Origin of the sequence: Chitinophaga sp. Cy-1792 (genome assembly GCF_011752935.1) — a bacterium.
In the GTDB taxonomy this organism is placed as follows: Bacteria; Bacteroidota; Bacteroidia; order Chitinophagales; family Chitinophagaceae; genus Chitinophaga.
The window spans coordinates 1697156-1722522 of sequence record NZ_VWWO01000002.1 but is presented as its reverse complement, the minus strand read 5'-3'; the positions used below and the strand labels follow the sequence as shown (position 1 = coordinate 1722522).

Annotated in this window: 23 protein-coding genes; 12 read left to right on the top strand and 11 right to left on the bottom strand. The window is 47.3% G+C overall.

All coding sequences use genetic code 11. The annotated features are described in order from the left end of the window. Positions 1–22: 22 nt before the first annotated feature. The 4 genes from F3J22_RS21175 to F3J22_RS21160 all read left to right on the top strand — a co-directional run bounded on the left by F3J22_RS21175 (position 23) and on the right by F3J22_RS21160 (position 6002). Positions 23–1063 (top strand): LacI family DNA-binding transcriptional regulator, encoded by a 1041-nt coding sequence (locus tag F3J22_RS21175; protein WP_167019925.1) that lies wholly within the window; start codon positions 23–25, stop codon positions 1061–1063. A gap of 70 nt (positions 1064–1133) precedes the next feature. Further along, positions 1134–3278, top strand: a complete 2145-nt coding sequence (locus F3J22_RS21170; RefSeq protein ID WP_167019924.1) for an alpha-glucuronidase family glycosyl hydrolase — start codon at positions 1134–1136, stop codon at positions 3276–3278. A 21-nt stretch (positions 3279–3299) separates the two neighbouring features. Further along, positions 3300–4049, top strand: a complete 750-nt coding sequence (locus F3J22_RS21165; protein ID WP_167019923.1) for an SDR family NAD(P)-dependent oxidoreductase — start codon at positions 3300–3302, stop codon at positions 4047–4049. 12 nt (positions 4050–4061) lie between these two features. Beyond that, on the top strand, positions 4062–6002 hold the full coding sequence (locus F3J22_RS21160) for a sialate O-acetylesterase (RefSeq protein ID WP_167019922.1): 1941 nt from the start codon (positions 4062–4064) through the stop codon (positions 6000–6002). A gap of 14 nt (positions 6003–6016) precedes the next feature. On the opposite strand, the gene F3J22_RS21155 is transcribed toward F3J22_RS21160, so the two are convergent. After that, a complete protein-coding gene (locus F3J22_RS21155) occupies positions 6017–6814 on the bottom strand; it encodes a bifunctional 2-polyprenyl-6-hydroxyphenol methylase/3-demethylubiquinol 3-O-methyltransferase UbiG (RefSeq protein WP_167019921.1) in 798 nt (265 codons plus the stop codon). Between the two features lie 596 nt (positions 6815–7410). Between F3J22_RS21155 and F3J22_RS21150 the strand changes: the two genes are divergently transcribed. After that, entirely contained in the window at positions 7411–8166 is a 756-nt protein-coding gene (locus F3J22_RS21150; protein ID WP_167019920.1) for a DUF6348 family protein, read from the top strand. Between the two features lie 66 nt (positions 8167–8232). Here F3J22_RS21150 and F3J22_RS21145 read toward each other — a convergent pair whose 3' ends face one another. Next, positions 8233–8664, bottom strand: a complete 432-nt coding sequence (locus F3J22_RS21145) for an Hsp20/alpha crystallin family protein (protein ID WP_167019919.1) — start codon at positions 8662–8664, stop codon at positions 8233–8235. 181 nt (positions 8665–8845) lie between these two features. Beyond that, positions 8846–9586 (bottom strand): protein phosphatase 2C domain-containing protein, encoded by a 741-nt coding sequence (locus F3J22_RS21140; RefSeq protein WP_167019918.1) that lies wholly within the window; start codon positions 9584–9586, stop codon positions 8846–8848. 55 nt (positions 9587–9641) lie between these two features. Between F3J22_RS21140 and F3J22_RS21135 the strand changes: the two genes are divergently transcribed. Further along, a complete protein-coding gene (locus F3J22_RS21135; RefSeq protein WP_167019917.1) occupies positions 9642–10220 on the top strand; it encodes a GrpB family protein in 579 nt (192 codons plus the stop codon). 3 nt (positions 10221–10223) lie between these two features. Here the strand turns inward: F3J22_RS21135 and F3J22_RS21130 are convergent, their stop codons facing one another. The 6 genes from F3J22_RS21130 to F3J22_RS21105 all read right to left on the bottom strand — a co-directional run bounded on the left by F3J22_RS21130 (position 10224) and on the right by F3J22_RS21105 (position 13863). After that, on the bottom strand, positions 10224–10811 hold the full coding sequence (locus tag F3J22_RS21130) for a hypothetical protein (protein WP_167019916.1): 588 nt from the start codon (positions 10809–10811) through the stop codon (positions 10224–10226). Positions 10812–10902: 91 nt separating this feature from the next. Then, on the bottom strand, positions 10903–11190 hold the full coding sequence (locus F3J22_RS21125; RefSeq protein ID WP_167019915.1) for a putative quinol monooxygenase: 288 nt from the start codon (positions 11188–11190) through the stop codon (positions 10903–10905). A gap of 27 nt (positions 11191–11217) precedes the next feature. Continuing rightward, positions 11218–11829 (bottom strand): NAD(P)H-dependent oxidoreductase, encoded by a 612-nt coding sequence (locus F3J22_RS21120; protein WP_167019914.1) that lies wholly within the window; start codon positions 11827–11829, stop codon positions 11218–11220. Between the two features lie 86 nt (positions 11830–11915). Next, positions 11916–12659: a carboxypeptidase-like regulatory domain-containing protein gene (locus tag F3J22_RS21115; RefSeq protein WP_167019913.1), complete on the bottom strand. Its 744-nt coding sequence runs from the start codon at positions 12657–12659 to the stop codon at positions 11916–11918. Between the two features lie 109 nt (positions 12660–12768). Further along, positions 12769–13494, bottom strand: a complete 726-nt coding sequence (locus tag F3J22_RS21110; protein ID WP_167019912.1) for a hypothetical protein — start codon at positions 13492–13494, stop codon at positions 12769–12771. 63 nt (positions 13495–13557) lie between these two features. Further along, positions 13558–13863, bottom strand: coding sequence for a DUF493 family protein (locus F3J22_RS21105; RefSeq protein WP_167019911.1), 306 nt, complete (start codon positions 13861–13863; stop codon positions 13558–13560). 160 nt (positions 13864–14023) lie between these two features. On the opposite strand from F3J22_RS21105, the gene ppk2 reads away from it, so the two are divergent. Then, a complete protein-coding gene (gene ppk2 / locus F3J22_RS21100; RefSeq protein WP_167019910.1) occupies positions 14024–14770 on the top strand; it encodes a polyphosphate kinase 2 in 747 nt (248 codons plus the stop codon). A 4-nt stretch (positions 14771–14774) separates the two neighbouring features. On the opposite strand, the gene mgtA is transcribed toward ppk2, so the two are convergent. Together mgtA and F3J22_RS21090 are read right to left on the bottom strand one after the other, a co-directional pair. After that, positions 14775–17351: a magnesium-translocating P-type ATPase gene (gene mgtA, locus F3J22_RS21095; protein WP_205195496.1), complete on the bottom strand. Its 2577-nt coding sequence runs from the start codon at positions 17349–17351 to the stop codon at positions 14775–14777. Positions 17352–17527: 176 nt separating this feature from the next. After that, positions 17528–18631 carry an alkene reductase gene (locus F3J22_RS21090; protein ID WP_167019909.1) on the bottom strand — a complete coding sequence of 368 codons (1104 nt, stop codon included), beginning with the start codon at positions 18629–18631 and terminating at the stop codon, positions 17528–17530. 26 nt (positions 18632–18657) lie between these two features. Between F3J22_RS21090 and F3J22_RS21085 the strand changes: the two genes are divergently transcribed. From F3J22_RS21085 to F3J22_RS21065, 5 genes are all read left to right on the top strand, one after another. Continuing rightward, positions 18658–19599, top strand: coding sequence for an AraC family transcriptional regulator (locus tag F3J22_RS21085; RefSeq protein WP_167019908.1), 942 nt, complete (start codon positions 18658–18660; stop codon positions 19597–19599). Positions 19600–19967: 368 nt separating this feature from the next. Continuing rightward, positions 19968–20504, top strand: a complete 537-nt coding sequence (locus tag F3J22_RS21080) for a hypothetical protein (protein WP_167019907.1) — start codon at positions 19968–19970, stop codon at positions 20502–20504. A gap of 100 nt (positions 20505–20604) precedes the next feature. Next, positions 20605–23343, top strand: a complete 2739-nt coding sequence (locus F3J22_RS21075; RefSeq protein WP_167019906.1) for a hypothetical protein — start codon at positions 20605–20607, stop codon at positions 23341–23343. A gap of 196 nt (positions 23344–23539) precedes the next feature. Continuing rightward, entirely contained in the window at positions 23540–24259 is a 720-nt protein-coding gene (locus tag F3J22_RS21070) for a Crp/Fnr family transcriptional regulator (protein ID WP_167019905.1), read from the top strand. Between the two features lie 14 nt (positions 24260–24273). Next, positions 24274–25281 (top strand): hypothetical protein, encoded by a 1008-nt coding sequence (locus F3J22_RS21065; RefSeq protein WP_167019904.1) that lies wholly within the window; start codon positions 24274–24276, stop codon positions 25279–25281. The last annotated feature ends 86 nt before the right edge of the window (positions 25282–25367 follow it).

The following is a 25367-nucleotide window of genomic DNA, read 5'->3' as shown; positions in this document are numbered from 1 at the left end:
GTATCGGGAAACCCGTTCATCTATGTCTGAAGAGAAAGAAATAACGATATACGATATTGCCAAACATCTGAATATATCCGCCACCACTGTTAGTCGCGGATTAAAAGATCATCCCACCATCAATATCAAAACCCGCAAAAAAATTGCGGAAGCGGCCAGGCAACTGGGATACCGCAGCAATACCTTTGCCAGCAGCCTGCGTAGCAAACGCACCCAAACGCTGGGCGTTATTGTACCACGACTCAACAGTAATTTCATGTCGTCCGTACTGGCAGGCATGGAAAACGCCGCCAGCCGCGAAGGATATAACCTGATCATCGCGCAGTCGCTCGAGAAGGCAGACAAGGAAATGGAGAACGCACATACCATGTTCAACAAACGTGTGGATGGCCTCATGGTTTCTCTGGCCTATGGCTCCGAAAGCCTCCAGCATTTCGACGACTTCTTTCAGAAGAAAATCCCCGTGATCTTCTTCGATCGCGTGTCTGCCCACCCGGAAAGCACCTCCATTGTAATAGACAACTACGCTGCTGCCTACCAGGTAACACAACACCTCATAGAACAGGGCTGCAGACGTATCCTGCACCTGGGTGGCAACCTGCTGCTCAGCGTATACTCGGAAAGATTAAGGGGCTACAAACAGGCACTCCTCGATCATAAAATCGGCTTCGATGATAAACTGGTCATGACCGGTAACCTCACCGAAGATTTCGGTACCGCCGCAGCAGCACATTTATTAAAGCTAAAGCCCAAAGAGCGCCCTGATGCCGTGTTCAGTGCCAACGATACCGCCGCCGTCTATTGTATGATCGCCGTAAAGGCAGCAGGCATCAGCATCCCGCACGATATCGCCTTCGCCGGCTTCAACAACGACCCTATCAGTAAGGTAATAGAGCCCAATCTCACCACTGTCAACTATCCCGGCTATAACATGGGACAGGCAGCAGTAACGAGCCTGGCCAATCACCTCAACGGCGAAACCAGCATCATCAATACCAATACCATCGTGCTGCGATCCGAACTGATCATCCGGGACTCCTCCCAAAAAAATAATTCCATTTAATTGGAATTTTTTTGCAACTTTTACGCAACCGATTGTATTTTTTCTTGCAATTTTTTATCCACGTTATGTCATGAAAAAAGTACTACTTATATTATTCATATTCCTCTGCGGATACCAGGTACAGGCAGAAGACGGCTACAACGCCTGGTTGCGGTACACTCCTATCTCCCAGCCAGCCTTACTTTCCGCCTATCGTACACAGATAGCCAGCTGCTACATCCCTGGCCACTCTCCCACGGATACCGCTATACGAAACGAATTACAGCAAGCCCTCCACAGCATGTTGCAACAATCGGTTTCATTCACGGCCGCCATACAGCCACGGGCGCTGGTATGCGCACGCATCAACCTGCTGCCGGCAGCATTGCAGCAACAGCTGGGCAACCTGCTGACAAATACAGACAGCAGCGGGTATCTCCTTAAAACTATCTCCTACGCAGGAAAAAATCTCACTGTAATAACAGCGAAAACAGATATAGGCGTACTATATGGCACCTTTGCCCTCCTGCGCAAAATGCAGGAACAGCAACCCATCAGCAACCTGGATGAACACAGCAGCCCGAAACTGAAGCTACGCCTGCTCAACCACTGGGATAACCTTACCCGCTATGTAGAACGTGGCTACGCCGGCATTTCCATCTGGAACTGGCATACGCTGCCTACGTATATAGATCCCCGTTATACCGACTACGCACGACTCAACGCTTCGATCGGCATCAACGGTACGGTACTCAATAATGTCAACGCCAGCGCCACCATACTTACCCGCCCATGGCTGCTCAAAGTAGCCGCCATCGCCAAAGTACTGCGCCCGTACGGTATCAGGGTATACCTCAGTGCACGGTTCAGCGCACCTATTGAAATAGGCAACCTCCACACCGCCGACCCGCTAAACGACTCCGTACGCACCTGGTGGCAGGAAAAAGCCAAAGAAATTTATAGCATCATCCCCGACTTCGGCGGATTTCTTGTAAAAGCCAACAGCGAAGGACAACCAGGCCCGCAATCCTACGGCCGCTCACACGCCGACGGCGCCAACCTCCTCGCCGATGCACTCGCCCCCTATGGCGGTATCGTCATGTGGAGGGCTTTTGTGTACAACCCGGAAGCGACCGACAGGTTTAAACAGGCCTATGAGGAGTTTACCCCGTTGGACGGGAAGTTCCATTCCAACGTACTCGTGCAGGTAAAAAACGGACCGATCGACTTTCAGCCAAGGGAGCCTATCTCTCCCCTGCTGGCAGCCATGCCTAAAACACCGCTGCTCCTGGAATTCCAGCTCACACAGGAATACCTCGGACAAGGCACACATCTCGTATATGAGGCGCCGTTATTTAAAGAAGTACTGGAAACAGATACCTACGCCAACGGTAAAAACAGCACTGTCGCCAGTATCGTAGATGGAGACCTGAATCAGCATACACTCACCGGCATCACCGGTGTGGCCAACATCGGCAATGAACGCAACTGGACCAACCACCCGTTCGGACAAGCCAACTGGTACGCCCTCGGACGCCTCGCCTGGAACCCGCAGCTGTCTTCCGATACCATCGCGAAAGAATGGATACGCCAGACCTTCGGCTGCAATCCAAAGGTGATCAACACCATCGACACCATGATGCTGGCTTCCAGGGAAACGATGGTCCAATACATGACACCATTAGGACTCCATCATATCATGGGCAACGGCCACCACTACGGCCCGGCACCGTGGAGTAACCACGCGCCACGCCCCGACTGGGACCCGGTCTACTATCACAAAGCGGACAACTTCGGTATAGGCTTCGACCGTACGGCTACCGGCTCCAACGCCCTCGCTCAATACCAGCCGGGATTGCGTCAGCAGTATGCCGACAGTTCCTCCTGCGATCCCCGCTTCCTGCTGTGGTTCCACCACGTGAGCTGGCAGCATAAGATGCCTTCCGGCCGAACACTCTGGAATGAGCTTTGCTACCAGTACAACGCAGGGGTAAACGGCGTAACACAAATGCAGCAACAATGGAAAAATATAGCACCGTTTATCGATCCGGAAAGATACCAGCAGGTAACCATGCTCCTCGGCATACAACACCAGGATGCCATCTGGTGGCGGGATGCATGTCTTTCCTATTTCTCATCCATCGCTAAACTGCCTATACCGGCACCATATCCTATGCCGGCGCATCCACTGGAATATTATCAACAACTACGATTCCCGTATGCTCCGGGAAACTGAAACTATTAAAATCTGGACTACATGTACGATAACAACAAGCGCGTGGCAATTGTAACCGGAGGCGGCTCCGGTATTGGACTGGCGATCGCGCAGAAATTTGTTGACAACGGGATCGAAACGATTGTCATCGGCCGGAATGAAAAGAAATTGTCGGATGCAAAACAACTACTCGGCGAACGATGCCACCCGATTAACCACGATGTAAGCGACCTCGCCAGCCTGCCATCACTGGTAGACAATATTATCAGGGATTTCGGGCAGATAGATATCCTGGTTAATAATGCAGGCATCAACATGAAAAAAGATTTTACGGAAACCACAGACGAAGATTTCCAGCAAGTCATCAATACCAATCTGACAGCGGTTTTCTCGCTCTCCAGGGCGGTGGTAAAACATATGATCCCACAGGGGAAAGGCAGTATTATCAATATCAGCTCCATGGCTGCACAATACGGCATGCCCCGTGTAATCAGCTACAGCGCCAGCAAAGCAGCGATCGACGGCATCACAAGGGCAATGGCGGTAGAACTATCGCCAAAGGGTATACGAATTAATGCCATCGCTCCAGGGTTCATCGCCACCGCCATGACGGCAGTAGCGCTGGACTCCGACCCTGAACGTAAGAATAAAGCCCTGGGACGTACGCCCATGGGACACCTTGGACAACCATCCGACATTGGCGACGCAGCGCTCTTTCTCTGCTCCGATGCGGCAAAATATATTACCGGCGTAATACTCCCCGTAGACGGAGGCAATTCCATTGGATTTTAAATTTACCACGTTATGAAAACGATCTCCCTGTTCCTCCTCTCCTGTTGCCTGCTCTGTTTCCGCAGCGTAGCGGAAGTAAAGCTGCCAAGGCTTATCTCCGACAACATGGTGCTGCAACGAAATGTCCGCTTACAAATCTGGGGCTGGGCTGCTCCCGGAGAAAAGGTACAGGTGGACTTCGTACAACATCATTACAACACTGTTACCGGTAAAGATGGGAAATGGAAAGTAATGCTGCCACCGATGAATGCAGGCGGCCCTTTCAATATGACCATTACCGGTAACAATGCTATTACCATCAGCAACATCCTGATCGGCGATGTATGGCTCTGCTCCGGACAATCCAACATGGAACTTTCCATGGAGCGTCTGAAAGACAAATACCCCGCTATCATCAAAACTGCCAGCAACCCGGAAATCCGGCAGTTTAACGTAAGTACTACCATCACCTGGGAAGGGCCGCAGGAAGACTATAAAACCGGCAACTGGGCTGCTGTAACGCCGCAAAGCATCTACGGTTTCTCTGCCGTAGGCTACTTCTTCGCAGAACAGCTGTACCAACGCTACCACATTCCTATCGGTATCATCAAATGCGCTACCGGCGGCAGCACTGCCGAAGCCTGGCTGGATGAGCACACCCTGCAACAGTTTCCTGACCTGCTGGCAACGGCAAAACAGTTCCAGCAAAAGAATTATGTGGATAGTCTGAAAGCCCGTGATATTTATGTAAACGATGTCTGGTATACACACCTGTGGCAGTCGGACGCCGGCCTCCAGGGCCCGGTGAAATGGTATGATACCACATCCGACTACAGCACCTGGAAAACCTTTAAAGTGCCTGCCCTCTGGAAAGAACAAGGCATCACCGACAGTCAGGGTGCCGTATGGTTCCAGAAAGAAGTGGTACTCAGCAAGGATTTTGCCTCCCAGCCGGCACAACTCTGGCTGGGCAATATGATAGACCGCGATTCGGTATTTGTCAACGGCCGCTTCGCCGGCACTACCGGCTATCAGTACCCGCCCCGCAAATACCCTATCCCTGCAGGTATGCTGAAGGAAGGCAAAAACAGTATAGTCGTTCGCGTTATTAATTACAGCGGTGCTGGGGGATTTTATAAAGACAAAAGGTACCAGCTGTTCAACAGCAGGGATACCATAGACCTCCGTGGCGACTGGCGTTACAATATAGGTTGTACATCTGCCGCCATTCCGCCTACTGTGTCGTACTGGCTGCCACCGCTGGGACTCAACAACGGTATGATTGCGCCGCTGAAAAACCTTTCGCTGAAAGGCGTTATCTGGTACCAGGGTGAAGCCAATACCGGCAACCCTGCCGCCTATACGAAAATATTCCCCGCCCTGATCAACAGCTGGCGTGATAACTGGAAAAACCAGTCGCCGGACAAGGTGCTGCCTTTCTTTTTTGTGCAGCTGGCCAGCTACATGGAAACCCGTGAGCAGCCGGCAGAAAGCAACTGGGCAGCCCTCCGCGCCGTACAGGCACAGACGCAGGCGCTTCCGGCAACAGGCATGGCCGTTACTATTGATATCGGCGAATGGAACGATATACATCCGCTCAACAAAGCAGATGTAGGCAAACGGCTGGCCCTATGCGCCATGCATACTGCGTACGGAGAGAAGGACGTCATCTGCCAGGGGCCTGTATTACAGCAGGCAATACGAAAAGGAAATCAGCTGGTACTTACTTTCAACCATACCGATCAGGGGTTAAAATTTGATGCGACACGTCCCGGACAGTTTGCCATTGCGGGAGCAGATAATCATTATGTATGGGCGAAGGCTACGCTGAAAGGCAACCAGGTAATTGTCTGGAATGATGCCATTACAACGCCAACGACTGTACGCTATGCCTGGGCCGACACGCCTGCTGCCACTACATTGAGCAATGGCGCAGGTTTACCGGCATCACCGTTTCAGTACCAGGTAAAATAGTATAGCCTTGTACGTTATTTGGTACATTTCAGGGAGAACAGCATCGGGATCTTGTCTTCCAGGCCTTTGATCTGGAATTCGCCCGGTGTTACTTCCACTGTATTCGCAAAACAATTATAGGGAGAGCTGGCATGTTCATTGAAAAAATCCAGTGTCAGGCCGGCTCTCTTCAATGCATTCAATACCTCGCTGGTAGGGTGGTTCCAGCCATAGGCCGTATCGTGCAGATCTGCCTGCCTGTCTGCATAGGTGCCGTTCGTCGTTTCCACAATCGGTGCATGGTTAAAATAAGAATACTGGATTTTCGTAAACTGGTCATCAAACATCCAGACAATGGGATGGAAATCGACCATGTAAAAGAAGCCGCCCGGCTTTAGTTTTGTGGCAATGGCATTTGCCCATATGTCCAGGTCCGGCAGCCAGCCGATGGTGCCATAGGAAGTATACACGATGTCAAACACTCCCGGAATTACCTGTACGGTGTCGTATACATTGGCACATACAAATGTTGCTGGTACCTGCAATTCCGCTGCCAGCGCTGTTGCTGTATCAATGGCCTTGTCCGACAGATCCAGTCCGGTTACCACAGCTCCCTGCTTTGCCCAGGAGATCGTATCCATTCCAAAATGACATTGCAGGTGCAACAGCTGCTTGCCGGCCACTTCGCCCACTTCCGTCAGCTCTACCTGGTTCAGGGAAGATTTGCCCGCTTTAAATCCTGCTACTGCGTAAAATTCCGAACGGAGATGTACCTCCGTTTTATTATTCCACAATTGTTTATTTACACTAAACCATTTGCTGTAATGATCCATCTTCACGGGTTGTTTGGGTTAAAAATATCTGCTGCTACAAGATTACATTAAATCAGCTGTCCTACCCTTCTTGTCATCTAAATTTTGCGGTGCCTGTTAAATATTATTTATCAGACTCATCCATATTAATCTGCATGAAAATTACAAAATATTGTTTTTTAATATTTTACAGATAATTATATTTAATTAGTTATAATTTAATATATATGTTTAAAATATATCTTATTCCAGATTGCCTATATATCTTTGTCCCGGATTTCAAGACAAGTCTGAGAGCTATTACCAGGTGGTAAACCTATGTTCGACTCATCAATTATTCACAGAAACGGCCGGCAGGATTTTAGTGCCGGTAAACCATGCTGACAACAAAGGAATTTTCGACCTGATAGAAAACCGCTATTTTATTTATTCCGTGCATAGATAGATCGTGAACGCGATGGCTGGTATCATTACCCGCAGGGGAAATTTATGCAGATAAACATCGACTCTAAACGCTGTCCTTTATAGTTTAAACCAGAAATACGCTGCCGGTAGGCAGCGTTTTCTGCATATATACGTAATTGTATTACCTTCCCTCCATATATAATCCAAATGTTATGGGATTTTTTGATTTTTTAAAGAAGAAAGACGCAGCGCCTGAACAAGAACCAACACCCGCGCCTGCGCACGATGTCACACCGGAAGAGTACCTGTTCAACAGCTTTAAGGAACAGTTGTTATCCCAGCATTATCATGTGCAGGCATTTTCCAATAATGGCCGCCATGCGTTGTTTATCGATAACCAGCTGTTACTCGAACCAACTATTATTCCTACGCCGGGCATGCACCCGCTGTTGGTACAGGTTAATTTCCAGGCCAGGCACGAAGCTTTCCAGGATATCATTTCTGAAATGGTGGCTGGCATCGGCGATACCATGGCCGCCCGCCTGGATTCCGCTATCAGCAACTATATGAGCACCACGCTCCCGCCTATCATGGACTCGCTGACAGATTCACATTATCCGGAACTTGACTTCCAGGACGCCAACGATATCCTCTGGCATCCCAAACCTGGTAATATCGGCTTCCAAGGCAGCTGGGAGGATACCGATATGCCGGACGACAACGTTATGATGCAACTCCTGACACCCGCCCTAAGCGCCATTATCCCTGACCAGCAGTTTAACTGGATCAAGATTTATTATGGTATACAGGGATCTGAAATAACGGGAAGCGATTGTCTGCTCAATAATGAACCATGGCCGGAAGGTGATGCCATCCTGAAAGATTTTGTACTGCAATGGGCCACCCCTGACCATTTCAAAGGTATTAAACATTTTATCATGCTGCGCCGTTGCGACGGTACACACTAAACTAAAATAAACAGGGACTTCACCTGATGCGAAGTCCCTGTATCATTTTTCCTGCGAGATCAATGATTAGCTAATAGCAATTTGCTTGGAGGCTTTCACCTGCTCCTTGCTTTTAGGAATCGACAGTTTAAGCACGCCATCGGTATAACTGGCCGTGATACTGTCATCCTTCGTATTTTCAGGTAAACGGAATGAACGGGTGAAACTACTGTAGCTGTATTCTCTGCGACTGTAGTGCTTCTTATCGTCCTTATCTTCCGATTCGTGCCTGGCTTCCGCACTAATCGTTATCACATCATTATCTACGTTTACTTTAAAGTCTTCCTTCTTAAAGCCCGGTGCAATCACGTCTACTGCATAATTTTTTTCATCTTCGCTGATATTGACTGCTGGCAGGTTCCGACCTCCACGCTCCGATGGAATAAAACTTTCCCAGCTAAAGAAATCACGCCATGGATCATAACTGACTGCGCGATTTTTTTTCTCTAGTGCGTTCATAAAATAACCATTTTTGAGTTAACGGATAATATACAAGTGCTGGCCTGAAATATAGCCCTGTAACAGGTTTAACAACCAATTTTTAAAAATGGTTAAAATCACGCTGTTAAATTAATGTAACCACGATCCATCATCTAAAAACGTTATAACTGATAATCTTTATTCATCTTTTTTATTATCCTTAAAAACCAATACCATTCAGCATTACACGCACAATAGCGATATCATCCCCGGGTAACAACCCCCATTCCCTTTCTATCTCTATTACCTTGCCATTCAGCATATGCGCAGAGCCTGCCCCGGATGTATCGTGCAACAGATAATGCAGGGCATCCCCGGTTTCTTCATATAATCTGTTGTCGTATTTACTAAATGAATACACTCCATCTGTACTGATGGCAAAATCACGTATACCCGTCAACGTTAGCTGCTGTTTTTGTGCGGCAAACCATGTATCAAATGTTTTATGCAGATGATAACCGAGATAATCAGGCTTGTTATCCTGGTCATATTCATATACCTGGCCGTCTGCGGCAATCACGCCGTCTCCTATGCAAATGAAGGCGGCTGTGGCTTTGGGGATATCCAGTACAGCGAGTAGTATGGTCGCCATCAGTTCATCCGGCTGTAATTGAAGCAGGGATTGTGTTTGCTGCAACCTGCTGAATAATTGCGACACGATTTCTTTCAGCAATTCCTGGACGCTGCTGTTTCCTGCCAGCGCTGAAACGGGTCCGCCTGCCGCTATTGCGCGCAAATGCTTCGTGATAATGGTGGCTATCATATGGCTGTCGGTGCCCATGGAGCAACCGTCTGTTACAGCAAAAAGATAATGGGAAGTTCCTATGGGTGCGGTTATCAGGGCGTCTTCACAAAAGTTGGTGTGGTACTGACCGATTTTCTGGGTATGGAAGATTTTCATATTTGCTGCAAGATACCAGCTTTGGCCGATATTTCAGATACGCTACCTTTGCAGGATGCAACAAAAAATCACCGTAGTACCCTATCAGCCGGAGTGGCCCCTGCAGTTTGCAGCATTGGCGGCGGTTTATCGCCAGGCCCTGGGCCCCCATATCCTGGCCGTGGAGCATGTAGGCAGTACAGCTGTACCCGGACTCCCGGCAAAACCCATACTGGATATTGATCTTGTCATCGAAACGGAAGCGCAGCTCCCTTTTGTAAACGCCGCACTGGAAAAGTTGGGCTATCAGTTCCGTGGCGACCTTGGCATCAAAAACAGGTATGCGTACGGCCGCAGCAGTGACAACATCCCGCACACGCCCGAAGGCCGCCAATGGCCGGCACATCACCTATACTGCTGTATTAAAGGTGCCGCCAGCTTACAGAACCACCTGCTGCTGCGTGACACACTGCGTAATAACCAGGAACTGAAAGAAGAATATGCCCGCATCAAAGAACGTTTAGCCGCCACCGTTAATGACGACATAGACGCCTACGTAGAAGGCAAAAGTGATTTCATCGCGAAAGTACTGCTGCAAGGCGGTTTCCACGACGATGACATCAGCGATATCAGGGAACAGAACAGGAAGAAATAAGTACTATTTCTTTCTGTTGATACGAGCCTGAATTGTAGTGATCAGGTTAACGCTTTCGGCTAAACGCTGTGTTTTGGCGCTGCCATCAATGGCAATATCTTTCTGGGTAACTTCATATCCCGCCAGAAAGGCCTCCAGATTGGATAAATACTGAGGCTGGTCACTGGTCAGTATATTATAGATCTTATCGTTCAGCTTATCCCCTTCTGCACGCAGGTCCTGGTTGGTGAGATCGGTGACATCACGCATACGCCCCATCACATAGGTCATTTTCTTGCGCAATCCTTCCAGGGCCACCGGATCGGCCTTGCCTGTCTGTTTCACATTATTTCTGAAAAGACTGTCGGAGAGTTTTTTCCGGTCATTCAGGTACTCAGTCAGTTCCTGTTTGAGGTAACCGAAATTGTCGTAGAGGTCACGGCTCTTATCGGCAGTATAGTATTTATCGAGGCCGCTGTCCAGGTGTTTCACCCAGTTCAGTATATCCACGGTAATATCGGTTACCGGGGCTTTTCCCATCTGGGCAAAGGTTACGGAAGATGTAGCAATGATCAGGAACAGGCAGCAGCAAATGCGTTTAATAAGGTCCATGGGCACATCGATATTTCTACGATATTACGAAAAAAACTTTTCGCTCTGACGAACGAAAAGTTTTTGATTGCAACAACCGGTAACTACTGCACTACAGCAGCTTTGTCAATAAAATTTCCGGTGTGGCGGCCAGTTTATCTGCGGCCATCGCCCCAAATGCCTTGATATAGGGCTGTTCATTGTGTAACGCCAGTCCTGCCTCATCCTGCCAGATCTCATAAAAGACAAACAGGTTTTCGTCTGTAATGCCCTGGTGCAGATCATACTGCAGACAAGCTGCTTCCTTCCTGGTGGATACAACCATTTCCTGTAACTGTGCCAGTACTTCTTCCCGGAATTCGGGCTTACTCTTAATTATTGCGGTAAGATATATTTTCATTTGTCTGAATTTCAGATAGAATAATATTTATGCGGTAGCTACTGCTTCCGTAGCAAATACTGCCTGGAGGTGCGCCTTGTACAGCTTCATATCTCTGGGTACATCTGCGTTTTTCTCTACATCATGGAAGTGAAAGGTTTCCAGCGGACTCAAACCTAAAAATGCATTCATCCGATGGAACCCGAACAACACACCATCATCTACACTACGTTCCTGGAAAAATTCTCCTGGTAAGGTAAAAGCTGCTGCGGGTGCATTCCAGCTGCTGGTAAACATATATTGGCGGCCTTTTAAGGTACCACCGGTTCCGTAATTGATATCAGGATTGCGCGAAGAACGTCCGTCGCTGGTATATAACCCTTTGTCATGGCCCGCTGTGAATACTACGTCAATGTATTTTTTAAGGTCGTGCGGCAGCGAAAACCACCATACCGGGAAATGGTAGATGATCACATCTGCCCACAAATATTTCTTTACTTCTTCATCCGGGTCATAGGCTGATGATACATCTGTCAGTTGCACTTCATAACCAGGCTGATCCTGGAAAAAGGCGGCGGTTTCACGGGAAACCGTATGGTTAAACTGACCGCCTGAATGCCCGAAAGACTGACCACCATTGATTATAAATATCTTTTTCATGTGTTTCCTTTTGTTTTGCTTCACAAAAGTAGTCCAGCTTCTTCTATCAGAAAAAGAATATAAATAATAGGTATCTATCAGAATAATTATTGCTTCCTGGCAGGCTGATCGAAATGGTTCTTATTCCACCAATCGGCGTAGTAGTCTCCCATTTCCTTTATATACCGCAGGTAATCGTATTCATTTTCGAAGCTCATCAGCATTAGGTAGGTAGGCCTGTATTCGCGCATAAATCCGTCCAGGGCGGGGTCCTGCATACCGGTAATACGTCCTACCAGCGACTTGGTCCAGCGGTAGTCCACATACTTTTCCTGCTCATCGCGCAGGAGAAGCTTACGGAAGTTCTGTGCACGCTTGATTTTACCGATGCTAAAGAGCGCATCCAGGTTGACGCCGGCCCCTCCGTTGCCACTGGTGAGCCATTCCGGAGAAAAATCGAAGTATTTCCGGTACTCGCGCCGGTTTTCGATGGAATCGAACTTATATGTCTTAGGTCTGGTAATGATCTCAAAGGTGGGCAACGTCTGTATATCGACGTGCAGCTTGGCATCAAAAGCTCTGTAGGGGTTAATCTCATTGACGGCAAACTTCTGGGTCGCCTTCCCCTGGTAGGAGAAATACAGGGAATCTGTCACCGGCAGCTTAATGGTATAATGCCCATTGGAATCGGTGACTGCTCCCACGCCGGAATTAGTTGTTCTCACACTAACACCGGAAAGCCCTATCCTGGCGGTACGTTCGTAAACGGTGCCGCTGATCTGCACCTGTTGGGCCTTGGCCACCAGGCAGAAAAAAACGAAAAGTATTGCTATCGACGCCGTTCGTACCAACTTATTGTTTCAATTTTTGCTCAATCTAAGACAGCGCTCAAATATTGGCAAGTATTGTCCTAAATATTAACAAATCATTGTATTTGAAGCATGTAATATAGGCAGATGATTATAATTCGCTGATACCCGGTAAATCATCTGCATAAAAATTATCCAACACCCATATCTTCCTGCTCCTGAGGGGGTACCAACGGGTTGCCGGTTTATTCTTTGCCTCTTCAAACATATTGCCCCCACTCGTATAGCTCCGCTTTCCGGTAGAAAAGTTGACACTGTTCTCCAGCATCTCACCACTGGCACGACTATACGATTCTGTATCCAGGCCTATCAGCTCGAAATGCTGGTGCTGATAACGAAAAACATAAGTCGCATTGCTGCTTTCATAACTGCCACAACTCAGCCAGTAGTTGAAATGAACCGTCAGCAGGCCGTTGCGGATCAGGGTATCAGGCGCCTCCCCGAGGGGGTCATCCAGACAAGGGGATTCTGCATCATTGGCAGCAGGAATGAACCGCTTATTAACCACCGACAGCTGATAAGTGCCTCCCGGCTGCTGAAAGAGAATAACCAGCCACCGCGGGTTCAGGTTCAGGGTATCTGCCCCCAGGTCCGGGTTTTTATGATAATTCCGTTTATCCGTATCCGTGATAATCATTGCGATATCAGGCAGGTTGTCTTTATTCAGATCGCCGGCCGATTGCACTACAATCTTCCAGCCGGCCGGAACAAAATCAGCAGGAACCTTTCCTGTTGCAGGAATGACCTGGGCTTGCACCGTTACTGAAAAGACCAGTCCTGTCAGCCAGCCTAATATTCGGGGGATAGTGGTTTTCATGATGCCATTATTTATCAGTAGCTGCCGTATTTCTGCCTGCGGCAGGATATCCGGCCATACCACCTATAACATAATCACCGACTCAATTTTCGACACTTCTTTATAGTATTCAATGATTTCTTCCTCGTTCTGCACATGCGCATTTACTGTAAAAGATTTATATTTTCCACCGGAAGAATCAGTAGTAGTAATCGTATTTTTCTTATGCGCGAAAACCGCCTTCAGCGCTGCTTCCTTATCCTCTTCTGCCTTTACGATAAACTTAAAAACATAAGTCGTCGGAAACGTTAACGACTGCTGTAACAAACTGCGTAAATTCTGATACGGATCTTCGTTCAAATTAGCATTCAAATTCTCGTCTATAGTCATATAAGTATTTTTATCTCTGTTTAATTATCTCACTGCAAAATAACTAATTTCTCGCTAACATAGGCACAGTGCACTGTAGCGGCTGTATCTCACACATGGCTGCGGTTGATATATTTCAGTATACTTCTTGCTGTACTATTGAAAGCAAAATCAGTCTTTTATGAAGCAAGAAAAAAAGCTCCTCAAACTCTATATAGAACTTGTTAAACTTCAGAAGGAAATTATTGCATCTCAGCTAAAACTACTGGTGATACTGGAAGGCAGGGACGCTGCCGGAAAAGATGGCACCATCAAAGCAATCACATTACACCTCAGTCCGCGGGAAACCAAAGTGGTAGCCCTCAGCAAGCCATCAGACAGAGAATGCCGGGAATGGTATTACCAGCGTTATACCTCCCATCTTCCTGCATCCGGGGAATTTGTACTCTTCAACCGCAGCTGGTACAACCGCGCCGGTGTTGAAAAAGTCATGGGGTTCTGCACCGACAAAGAATACATTTCATTTTTCACTGAAGTGGAATTATTTGAGAAGATGCTGACAGATGCCGGTGTAATCATCTTCAAATATTACCTGGATATCAGCAAAAAAGAACAACGGAAAAGAATGGAAGACCGGAAAGAAAACCCGCTGAAACAATGGAAAGTGAGTCCGATAGATGAAGTGGCGCTAAAACGCTGGCATGCTTATTCCAAGGCCCGCGACCGTATGTTGCTGCAAACAAATTTCAGGCATTCGCCCTGGTATGTTGTAAATGCGGATGATAAAGAAGCAGCGCATATCGCGCTCATCAGCCATCTGCTTAAACAATTATCCTATACGGGAAAAAATAAAAAACTATTATCGGAAGATGATGACCTGGTATATGCAGCCACCGCTGACGCCGTACAGCAGCGGCTGTTCCGGTAATATGCTATTGCATGCTATACTTGCGCTGCAGCCAGTTTTTAACCAGTTGCGTCAGCATTACATAAGCCAGCAGGATCATGGTCAACCAGCCCCAGAAACTCCCCGGCACTGGTACAAACCCCAGCGTTCCGGCTAGTGGCGACACCGTCAGCCAGGTACCTGCTATGACAATGATGACGGAAGTCAGCATCAGCGGCCAGCTTGCCATACTTTGCAGAAAAGGAATTTTATTGGTACGGATTACATGGATGATCAGCGTTTGTGAAAACAATGACTCAATGAACCATCCAGTATGAAAGAGCGCTGGATTATGCCCCGCATCATAAAAATGCCAGAGGATATAGAAAGTAACATAATCGAAAACAGAGCTGACAGGCCCGATGACAAGTATATACCTACGTATATCTTCTACCGTCCATTTGCGCGGTTTCACCAACCATTCCGGATCTACGTTATCAGTAGGAATGGCCGTTTGGGAGAAGTCGTACAACAGGTTATTGGTAAGCACCTGGATCGGCAACATAGGCAGGAAAGGCAGGAAGGCACTGGCTCCCACTACCGTGAACATATTCCCGAAGTTGGAGCTGGCAGCCATTCTGATATATTTGATGATATTGCCGAATACCCGGCGACCTTCTGCCACGCCCTGTTCCAGTACTTCCAGGCTATTTTCCAGCAGAATGATATCAGAAGATTCTTTGGCGATATCCACTGCACTGTTTACCGAAATGCCTACATCTGCTGCTTTCAGGGCTGGCGCATCGTTGATACCATCACCCATAAAACCGGTAACATGTCCATGGTGCTGAAAAGCCTTGATGATACGCTGTTTGTGCACCGGAATCAGTCTGGCAAAGAAATGGTAATCCATGACAGCGGCGGCCAGTTCTTCATCATTCATCTTTTCAATCTGCGGGCCCAACAGAAATCTGTCTGCCTGCAAACCTACTTTTCTGCAGATGCAGGCGGTAATGGTTTCATTATCTCCCGTTAAAATCCTTACATCTACGCTCAGGGAGGTAAGTTTTGTCAATGCCGCACCTGCAGAAGATTTTGGAGGGTCCAGGAAAGACAGAAAACCTACCAGTACCATGTCCGTTTCATCCTCCACCTTATATATAGCCTTTTTCCCGGGCATAGTTTTATAGGCCAGTGCCACCACCCTGAATCCCTGTGCATTCAGGTCGTTGACCAGTTGCAGGCCGTGCTGCCTGCGTTCATCTGTCAGGGGAAGTACTTTCCCATTCACTTCTTCTGCGTTGCAAAGGGGCGCCAGTCCTTCTACGGCGCCTTTACAGATCAGGATATGTGAACCCGTTTGGTCCTGCACAATCACAGACATACGTTTCCGGACGAAGTCGAAAGGGATTTCATCAATTTTCGTATACCGGGAGCAGATTTTATTCAGCGTTGCCTGTGAGTCGTGATCGAGGATAGCTTCGTCCATCATGTTTTTCAGGCCGGTATGGTAAAAGCTGTTGAGATAGGCATATTCCAGCACTTTGCTGCTGGCGTCGCCATCGGGATCGAGGTATTGTTCCAGCACGATCCTACCCTCGGTTAATGTGCCTGTTTTATCCGTGCAGAGGATATCCATGGCGCCGAAATTCTGGATGGCGTTCAGTCTTTTTACGATCACCTTTTTGCGGGACATGACCAGTGCACCTTTGGAGAGGTTGACGGTCACGATCATGGGCAGCATTTCGGGGGTGAGCCCTACGGCTACTGCCAGTGCAAACAGGAATGCTTCCAGCCAGTTATGGCGGCTGAACCCGTTGATCAGAAATACCGCCGGCACCATGACGAGTATAAACTTTATCATCAGCCAGGTGAAGGCGTTGATGCCTTTATCGAAGCTGGTAGACACCTGTTGTCCGGTGATATGAGCTGCCAGTGAGCCAAAGCTGGTACGGTCGCCGGTGTTGATGACCATGGCCGTAGCGGTACCACTTTCCACGTTGGACCCCAGGAAGCAGAGGTTAGGGTTATCAGTGGGGGTTTCGTTGGTGGCCTGCACGTCTGCTACCGCTTTCTCCACCGGCATGGATTCGCCGGTAAGGGCGGCCTGGTTGAGGAAGAGGTCTTTTGCGGAGAGCAGGCGTACGTCTGCGGGCACCATATCGCCGGCGCTGAGGCGTATTTCGTCTCCGGGCACCAGGAATTTGAGGGGTATCTCCATATCTTTTCCGTCCCGGCATACCGTGGCATGGGTGCTTACCATGGCTTTGAGCTTTTCAGCTGCCTTATCTGCCCGCATTTCCTGTACATAGCGCAATACGATACCCAGGATAACCATAAAAAATATGACAATAGCAGAGCGGAGATCACCGGTAAGCAGGGAAATAATACCCAGTATCATTAGTAAGATGACCAATGGGTTTTTGAGATTTCGCCAGAGGCGAAGCAACGGGGATACTGGTTTTTCTTTGGCTACCTCATTAAAACCGTATTGATCGAGGCGTTGTTCGGCTTCTTCGCTGGATAAGCCCCCTTCTTTGTAACCTGCACTTTTTTTCATCTCATCAAGGGAAAGCTCCGGAGCGATGCCAGTATGCTTGCTTTCAGGATGCGGTGTTTGCATGCAGAGAAGTTACGGATTTTTTGCTGGATGCCCAAGCTGGTTCCCGCAGCGTAGGGTTGCTTTTTTTTACTTTTAGTTTTGAATGCCTTCGGCATTCAAAACTAAAAGTAATAGGGCTCCCCGCCGGAGGCGGGGAGCCCTATTACTTTTTGGACCACCTGGCTTAGAAAAGATGATCAAACCTGCAAAGCAACAGGAGCAAATACCGGATAGTCAATTAACCCCTTTGTACCACCGTGGTAAAAGGTATCACCATCTGGTACTGCCAGTGGCAGCTGGAGGCGGATACGTTCCGGCAGGTCCGGGTTGGCGATGAACGGGCGCCCGAAAGCGATCAGGTCTCCCAGGTCCTTTTCCAGGGCAGCATTGCCCGTAGCGGGGGTATAGCCGCCGGCGAGGATCATCAGGTGTTTAAAACGTACCCTGAATTTCCGGATAAAATCTTCGGGAATAGATCGCTCACCGTTTACCGGCTGATCTGAGAAATGTACATATAAGATACCCAGCCGGTTCAGTTCATCTGCCAGGCGCAGGTGTGTTGCTTCTTCTTCCGGGTAGGCGTTCATATCATAAAGTCGGGCAAAAGGGGAAAGCCGGATGCCTGTATGTTCCCTGCCGATGGCTTTTGCCACCTCTGTGACTACTTCCAGCAGCAACCCCGACCTCCTGACAATATCTCCGCCGTACTCATCGGAACGCGTGTTGGAATTGGGATTCAGGAACTGGTCTAGCAGGAAGCCATGGGCGCCGTGGATTTCCACCCCATCAAAACCTGCAGCCATTGCCATTTTTGCGGCAGTGACAAACTGCTGTACCCGTACTTTCACCGCAGCGGTAGTTAGTTCAACTGGTTCCGGGTAAGGTACCTGGAAGCCTGCCGGGATAGAAAGTTCGCCTTTGGCAGCTATCGGTGATGGAGCTACCGGAGCCGCCTTGCCCGGATTATTCTCCGGATGCCCTATCCTGCCGGTATGTACCAGCTGCAGGAATATTTTGCCGCCGCCGGCATGCACCGCGCGGGCCACTGCAGCCCAGGCAGTATATTGTTCCTCGTTATAAAATCCAGGGATCTGCATATACCCTACCCCTTCCGGTGCTACCGCCACATTTTCAGCAATGATCAGCCCAGCCCCGCTGCGTTGCACATAGTAATCCTGCACATATGGTTCAGGGATATTATTAATGGTACGCCTGCGGCTCATAGGCGCCATTACTATTCTGTTCTTCAAATCCAGGTTATTGTCCGTATAAGGAGCCAGCAATCTTTCGTTGTTATTCATGTGCTTATCTTTTATACCTCAAAATTATGATGCAGCCATCCGGCAGACCAGTGATAAAAGAAGGTTTGTTTTGTACATTTACAGGTATTATGAATACCGCCTTACATAGTCCGTTTGAAGTAAATATTACAGACCTGGCGCATTGGAGCGACCGGCCGCTGGTGCAGCATTTCTTTGAAATCGTGCAGGTAATGGAAGGTGCAGGCACCAGGGAACTCAACAGAAATAAGATCCCATATGCCCAGGGACATATCTTTTTATATACCCCACTCGATTGCCGTGGGTTCAACAGCGCTGAACCTACCAGGATATGTTCCATTCGTTTTTCGGAGGTATTTCTGGGTCAGCACCGTACCGCAGCAGAGAAGGAAAGGATTTTTCAGTGGCTGAAACAACTGGAGCATATCTTTTATTATCACAATCGCTTTGAAGCAATACAGATTACCCATAAAGGTGATTGCGGCATGATAAAATCCCTGATCGGGAACCTGCTGGAAGAATATAGCCGGCAGGATGCCTGGTATGAAGAGAATGTGCAGCACCTGGTTACATTGATCCTTAATATTATTACCCGGAATATTACCGCTACCGCAGAACAGCTGCTGCCGCAGGCTACGGCCACGCGGGAGCCACTAATCAGCAGGATGCTGCAACATATACGTCAGCATATACAGGAACCGGAGCAATTGCGTATTGATCATCTGGCGGGTGTATTTAACCTGTCGGCCAATTATGTGAGTGAATATTTCCGGAAGTTTACCGGCGAAAGCGTGCAACAATATATTACACAGTACAAGCTAAAGATGGTGGCCCAGCGCTTAACATACAGTAAACTTACGTTGGGACAGATAGCAGATGAATTAGGATTTACAGATGAGAGTCACCTTAGCCGGCAGTTCAGAAAATATCAGGGTGTGAGTCCTGCTGCTTTCAGAAAGGCCACTGCTAAGTATCCTACAGCTAACTAACCACATGGTATACACGAAAAATCCCTTGTTATTTTTTAAAATAACAAGGGATTTTTTGTTGTTCGGACTCCATACGTGTATATACTTTTTACAACAAGTACTTATACGTATACCCACCCGTTATTACACCCTATTTATAACAAACAGAAGGGGTGTTTTCCACGTACAAACCATTAAAAATGGCCACCATGGCCAATCTACCTATACTCCATTATATCTCCCGGAAAAAATTTTAACAAAATTTTCAAATGGTGATCATCGTCACCATACAGGAAATTCATTAGGTCTAATATTGTGATGTAAACCGCGTGAAATTGCAACATTCAATTTCGGCTTAGTTTTTTACCACTGATTTAAAACCCAAAAAAATGAAAAAATTGCTCTTATCGGCTGCTTTAGCCATGGCTTCCATGGGCGTTTTTGCCCAGGCACACGATCAATCAGCTGTGCACTGCGAATTACTCCTCGCAAACGTGATCGAAATTAACCCTCCGGTTGAAATTATGGGTGCTGCCTTCCTCTCTGGCCACGACTATAACACCGGCGAAGAACTGCGTGACATTCACGGACACACTACCGCTGATTTCACTGTTAGCTCTAACAAAAACTTCAACGTAACCGTAAATGCGGGTTCTCCTAACTTTTCCTATTTAGGCCCAGCTACCAGCGGTAACGTAATGCCTTGCGGTACTCTGAAATACAACCTGGCATTCAACGGTACTGGTGGTACTGATGCAACTCCTTTCTTCTGGAATTCACTGACTACCGCTCCTGCTCCATTGATCAACAACGGTCACTCTGGTGCATTCAGACCATTTGGCCTGAAATTCAGATCAGAACCAGGATGGGACTATGCTGGTGGTCTGTACAGAATTAACGTTCTTGTGACAGCAACACAGTTATAATTCAGTATTCCTTTTTACAGATAAGCCTTTTCTGTTGGAAAGGCTTATCTGTGCTTTCTGTATTCAATTGTATTCGTGTTACCCCTCAGTTGATATTTGTATGAAATATCATCTAACCCATCTGGCTCGCGTTGTGATGTTGCTCGGCTACATTTCTATCTGTGCTCCGCTGATTGCACAGGATAAACTCCCCTTTGCTGTAACCCTGAAAGATTCTTTATTTGCCGGCAAATCCGACCAGTTCATATATAATAATATCCGCCTCAAAGACCTCGGTGGCAGCAGTTCGGACTACAGCATCCGCATTACCCCTCCCGAAGGCTGGCGCTTACTGGCCCCTGGCCGGGAGCTTAACAAACATATAGATTCAGCAGGATTTACGGTGCTGACCATTGTATTAATGAAACAGCAAACCTCTCCTGCCTTATGGCTCCCCGTAACTGTCAGCATTACCGGTCATAACAGATTCAAACAGTATATTTATTATGTAAAGGCGGACCCCATCAGCGACTTCAGTGTTACACCACTGACCAGTTTAGTGCAATTACAGGGCACTGAGCGGATCATTACCATCAGTACGAAAATCCGTAATAACGGTACGGTGGATGGCAAGTATGTTACCAGTTACAAAAACAATGAACTGGACGTCAGACAAGCCATTCCTTTCCGCCTGAAACCGGGCATGGATACCGTTATAACGCATACCATCCTGCTAACCGATCCTCAATGGAACCGGCTCACTTCCCAACGCATAGATGTTACCGTGGCCGATACTACCGGTACCAGCTATATGGACCTCGTGGAAGTAAGAAAAGTACAGCATGAGCTCAAAGACCATCCCAGCAAGTACAATACCTTCCCACTTATTATTGATGGCGGTTACACCAACTGGGGCAATCAGAGTACCTATTACGCGGGTGTGCGGGGAGATATGACCTTTGACAAGAGTAAGCTGATGTTCTATTACAGGACAAAGCAATATGGAATGGGCAATAACCTGGAGCGGAATGTTTTTGGCGTAGACTATAACACCAGGCGCTGGGATTTGTATGCAGGACACATGGGCGATTACAAGTATTTTTATGTCTATGGTACCGGAGGCCGGGTCAGTTTCAAACCTGATTCAGGTGTGGTGCTGAGTGTAAGCGGGTCGCTCCATAATAACATCCCCGGATACACGAATGATAACGCCACCGCCAGTGCACAGTACCTGGCAGGTAAGGTGGCCATCCTGAGTGCCATATCGGCAAACCACGATACCGGCTATAATCTCAACAGTTTCGTTTTTGCGAATGAAGCGCAGGTAATCCGTAAAAGTAACCTGAAGTTGTTACTCAATGCGGGCGTGGGACAGGATTATGTTTTAAAAGGCCCGGGAGAAAGAGATTTGGGATATTCAGGTGGGTATAGCATCCAGTATAATGGACCTGTCATTAGCCTGTACAGTCAGATGCAATACAATTCCGATGATTATCCCGGCATAAACAGAGGACTACGGATACAGTCCCACACTTTCACCGTAAAGGCAGGAAAGGGCAATGTGGGCGCATTTTACCAGTACAACAGGAACCCGGTAACGACACTGCATGATACTATTTACAACACCGATCTGCTGACGTACAACTATGAAAAATACGGCCTGGTATATAATCTGGGATTGAACAACGGTAATTTTTCCATCAGTGGCGGCGGACTTCAACAAACAGGACTGGGAGGAAATACCCTGCCGGAGTATATTTTCGGAGAGATCATTTACCAGCAGCGGTTTGGTCAGGATGGCGGGATTTACCTCAGCAGTGAAAGTGGCTATAACCCCTCTTACGGCAACCCATCCAAAGCTATCTTCCTGACTACTTCTATCCTTACGGCCAGTTACCGCTGGGCGGGCATCAAGGGATATTATCAGCAGCAACCCCAGTTCGATCGGACAAATACCAAAGAATTTCTTGACTATCAGCAAACCATTTTAGCTGGTCCTTTCGTAAATCTGATAGTATTAAAACGAATCAAAGCAAATTTATTCTACAATATCTCAAAATCACTATATGACAATTCTATATATAACCTCGTAGGCGGAATGCTTTCTTACAATAACCGGAACAATGGTGTAAGCGTTACCCTTAATGCTACCATTCCATTGGAAAACACACCCAGTCTGGCTCCTAACGGCGTAAATACAAAATATATCAATGTAATCCTCAGTAAAAAATTCAATGTACCCATCTTCACCACCCAAAAGTATTATACGTTAAACCTTTTACCGTTCTTCGATGTTAACGGTAATGGCGTAAAAGATCCTGGCGAACGTTTAATCCCCAATCTGGAAATAGTCATCAACAGTATTCCGTTTATATCCGATGCAAATGGTCTGATTGCCTACAAACATATAGATCCGGGCACCTACAAGCTCGATTTCAGTCAAACCAAAACTATCAAGGGTATTATTCCTGCAACAGGGCTTTATCAGACGATCCCGGTTAGTAAAGACATAACAATTGCATTGCCCTTTAAGAAAAGCAGTGTGATATCAGGTGTATTATCGATTAAAACAGATGCAATCAATAATACCAAGGTACACCCTGAAAATATGAAGATCATTGCAACGAGTGCTGACGGTGTTACATTCACTACATTAACAGACATGAAAGGGAACTACTTCCTGAATGTTCCGGCAGGGAAGTATACCGTATCCCTGAATCCGGATGCTTTTACGGATAAAGTCAAACCAAAAGTCATGTCATATCAAACCGATCTGACGAAGAACATGGAGAGTAAGATAGATTTTGAAATTATAGACAAGAGTAGAGAAATAAAATTTTTTACACCAAACCCCAAATAGAAACCGAATAAAACCTGATGAATGAGAACGTAGACCAGACTATTCACTTTTATCTAAACTGAAACTGAAGAAAACTAAGTTGCTGATACTAACCCCAGAACCGACATACTACATTCCTAAAAAATTCAGACCATATCCCGACAGCTATTGAATTGCCTTTTCAGCAATTGTATCCACTTGTGTTTAACTATTTCAAATGATGAAAAAGGTAATGATTACTGAAGACATGGATTCAGAAAATCCCCCTATTAATCCGTTATCAACAATTGATGAGTTTATAAAAATGCAGCTGGAAGATGGAAATCTGCTGCATGCAAAGAAAAAACGGATTATATACAATGAAGGGAAATCTGCATCAGCCATATTCTACATTCTGCATGGTAAGGTAAAAACCAGCAAATGGAATGAGGATGGCAAAGAGCTGATCACCGGATTATATAAAGAAGGTGATTTTTTTGGATTTCACGCCCTGATGCAGGGCGGCCGCTATCGCGAAACTGCTGAAGTTATCGAAGAAGCAGATCTGGTTGCCATTTCCAGAGATGATCTGAGTATGCTTTGTCAGCACAACACCACATTTTTACTGGACATCATTCAGATACTCACCAGTAATATTGCAGACAAACAAGAACAAATGCTCAGAATGGCATACAGTTCCCTCCGTAAAAAAGTAGGCGAAGCCTTACTGCTTACCTATCAGAAGTACAATCCTTCCAAGGCTATTGAATTCAGCCTGAACATCAGTCGTTGTAACCTGGCAGCACTCGCAGGAGTAGCCAAAGAATCACTGATACGTACGCTGAGCGACCTTCGTGATGAACGCATCATCAATATTCAGGATGGTAAAATAATTATTCTTGATCACCACAAACTGGAACGTATTATTTATAGTGATGATATCCGTTCTCAGGAATAAACTTGTAACCCCACATGAAAAAAATAATGTTGCTCTTACTGGCAGTTTATACGACGGCTGCCTATGCACAAGCCCCCACACAGCAGGCCCCGGCTGTTCTGCCCAAACCTGCTGTTCCGGCAACATCACCGGTTCCGGCAACATCACCGGTTCCGGCAACGCCACCGGTTCCAGGTACGCCGCCAGCCGGAAATACACCTGTCAAACCCGGTTCCCCGGGCGCAACGCCACCTGCAGCTCCCATAGCCGCAAAGCCACTGGGCGACAGTACCCAGTCTACTCCCGGATTACTGATCAGACCTGCCACCATCGACTTTAAGTTGAGTAATGGTCAGTCGTCTGTAGGAAAGATACTGATCACCAATACACTTCCTATCAAGAAGCAGTTTACTGTTTATATCAATGATTTTGTACGGGATTCTACCGGTACGCATATTTATACCATGCCGGGAAGCCAGCCACATAGCTGTGCCCAATGGATTAAGCTGGACAAAACATTTTTTGAAGCAGAACCTGGCCAGGTAGCGGAACTGGACTTTCATGTACAGGCGCCCGAAGTTGGGGATGCCGACAAAGAGATGAAATGGGCCATGATATTCCTGGAAACAACCCAGGAACAGGTGGTGGAGAGTCCGGATGGCGTTAAAACCACCATCAACGGCAGAATGCGGGTAGGTGTGCATATCTACCAGACCCCACCTAACGTAACTGAAAAAGATGTACAGATAATAGGATTCCGGTTACCAGTACCGGCAGATACCCTGCGTACCTGTCAGATCGTATGTGAAAATACCGGTAAAACGCAGTTAGAGATCAGTAGCTATATAGAACTCGCCAATACCGCCACCAATGAAAAGACAAAAGTAGACTACCCGTTATTCCCGATGTTTCCGGGTCAGAAGCGTGTCGTTTATTTCCGGATACCTAATAAGCTGCCACAAGGTAAATATTCGCTGATAGGTGTGATCGATGCCGGTGGAGAAGTGCCGATTGCGGCAGTACAGGAGAATATTGATTTATAGCAAGCAGCATACAAACCTGGATACTGTTGCCGACCAGTTAAAACGGTATTATGCAGATGGGATGCAATATCTCATCTGCATAATTT

Coding starts and splice junctions, on each gene's coding strand:
- F3J22_RS21105 (WP_167019911.1), bottom strand. CDS start 13,863: ATGACTATAGACGAGAATTTGAATGCTAATTTGAACGAAGATCCGTAT.
- F3J22_RS21160 (WP_167019922.1), top strand. CDS start 4,062: ATGAAAACGATCTCCCTGTTCCTCCTCTCCTGTTGCCTGCTCTGTTTC.
- F3J22_RS21175 (WP_167019925.1), top strand. CDS start 23: ATGTCTGAAGAGAAAGAAATAACGATATACGATATTGCCAAACATCTG.
- mgtA (WP_205195496.1), bottom strand. CDS start 17,351: ATGCAAACACCGCATCCTGAAAGCAAGCATACTGGCATCGCTCCGGAG.
- F3J22_RS21130 (WP_167019916.1), bottom strand. CDS start 10,811: ATGGACCTTATTAAACGCATTTGCTGCTGCCTGTTCCTGATCATTGCT.
- F3J22_RS21140 (WP_167019918.1), bottom strand. CDS start 9,586: ATGAAAATCTTCCATACCCAGAAAATCGGTCAGTACCACACCAACTTT.
- F3J22_RS21075 (WP_167019906.1), top strand. CDS start 20,605: ATGAAATATCATCTAACCCATCTGGCTCGCGTTGTGATGTTGCTCGGC.
- F3J22_RS21145 (WP_167019919.1), bottom strand. CDS start 8,664: ATGAACGCACTAGAGAAAAAAAATCGCGCAGTCAGTTATGATCCATGG.
- F3J22_RS21110 (WP_167019912.1), bottom strand. CDS start 13,494: ATGAAAACCACTATCCCCCGAATATTAGGCTGGCTGACAGGACTGGTC.
- F3J22_RS21165 (WP_167019923.1), top strand. CDS start 3,300: ATGTACGATAACAACAAGCGCGTGGCAATTGTAACCGGAGGCGGCTCC.
- F3J22_RS21065 (WP_167019904.1), top strand. CDS start 24,274: ATGAAAAAAATAATGTTGCTCTTACTGGCAGTTTATACGACGGCTGCC.
- F3J22_RS21120 (WP_167019914.1), bottom strand. CDS start 11,829: ATGAAAAAGATATTTATAATCAATGGTGGTCAGTCTTTCGGGCATTCA.
- ppk2 (WP_167019910.1), top strand. CDS start 14,024: ATGAAGCAAGAAAAAAAGCTCCTCAAACTCTATATAGAACTTGTTAAA.
- F3J22_RS21080 (WP_167019907.1), top strand. CDS start 19,968: ATGAAAAAATTGCTCTTATCGGCTGCTTTAGCCATGGCTTCCATGGGC.
- F3J22_RS21170 (WP_167019924.1), top strand. CDS start 1,134: ATGAAAAAAGTACTACTTATATTATTCATATTCCTCTGCGGATACCAG.
- F3J22_RS21085 (WP_167019908.1), top strand. CDS start 18,658: ATGATGCAGCCATCCGGCAGACCAGTGATAAAAGAAGGTTTGTTTTGT.
- F3J22_RS21150 (WP_167019920.1), top strand. CDS start 7,411: ATGGGATTTTTTGATTTTTTAAAGAAGAAAGACGCAGCGCCTGAACAA.
- F3J22_RS21070 (WP_167019905.1), top strand. CDS start 23,540: ATGATGAAAAAGGTAATGATTACTGAAGACATGGATTCAGAAAATCCC.
- F3J22_RS21090 (WP_167019909.1), bottom strand. CDS start 18,631: ATGAATAACAACGAAAGATTGCTGGCTCCTTATACGGACAATAACCTG.
- F3J22_RS21155 (WP_167019921.1), bottom strand. CDS start 6,814: ATGGATCATTACAGCAAATGGTTTAGTGTAAATAAACAATTGTGGAAT.
- F3J22_RS21125 (WP_167019915.1), bottom strand. CDS start 11,190: ATGAAAATATATCTTACCGCAATAATTAAGAGTAAGCCCGAATTCCGG.
- F3J22_RS21135 (WP_167019917.1), top strand. CDS start 9,642: ATGCAACAAAAAATCACCGTAGTACCCTATCAGCCGGAGTGGCCCCTG.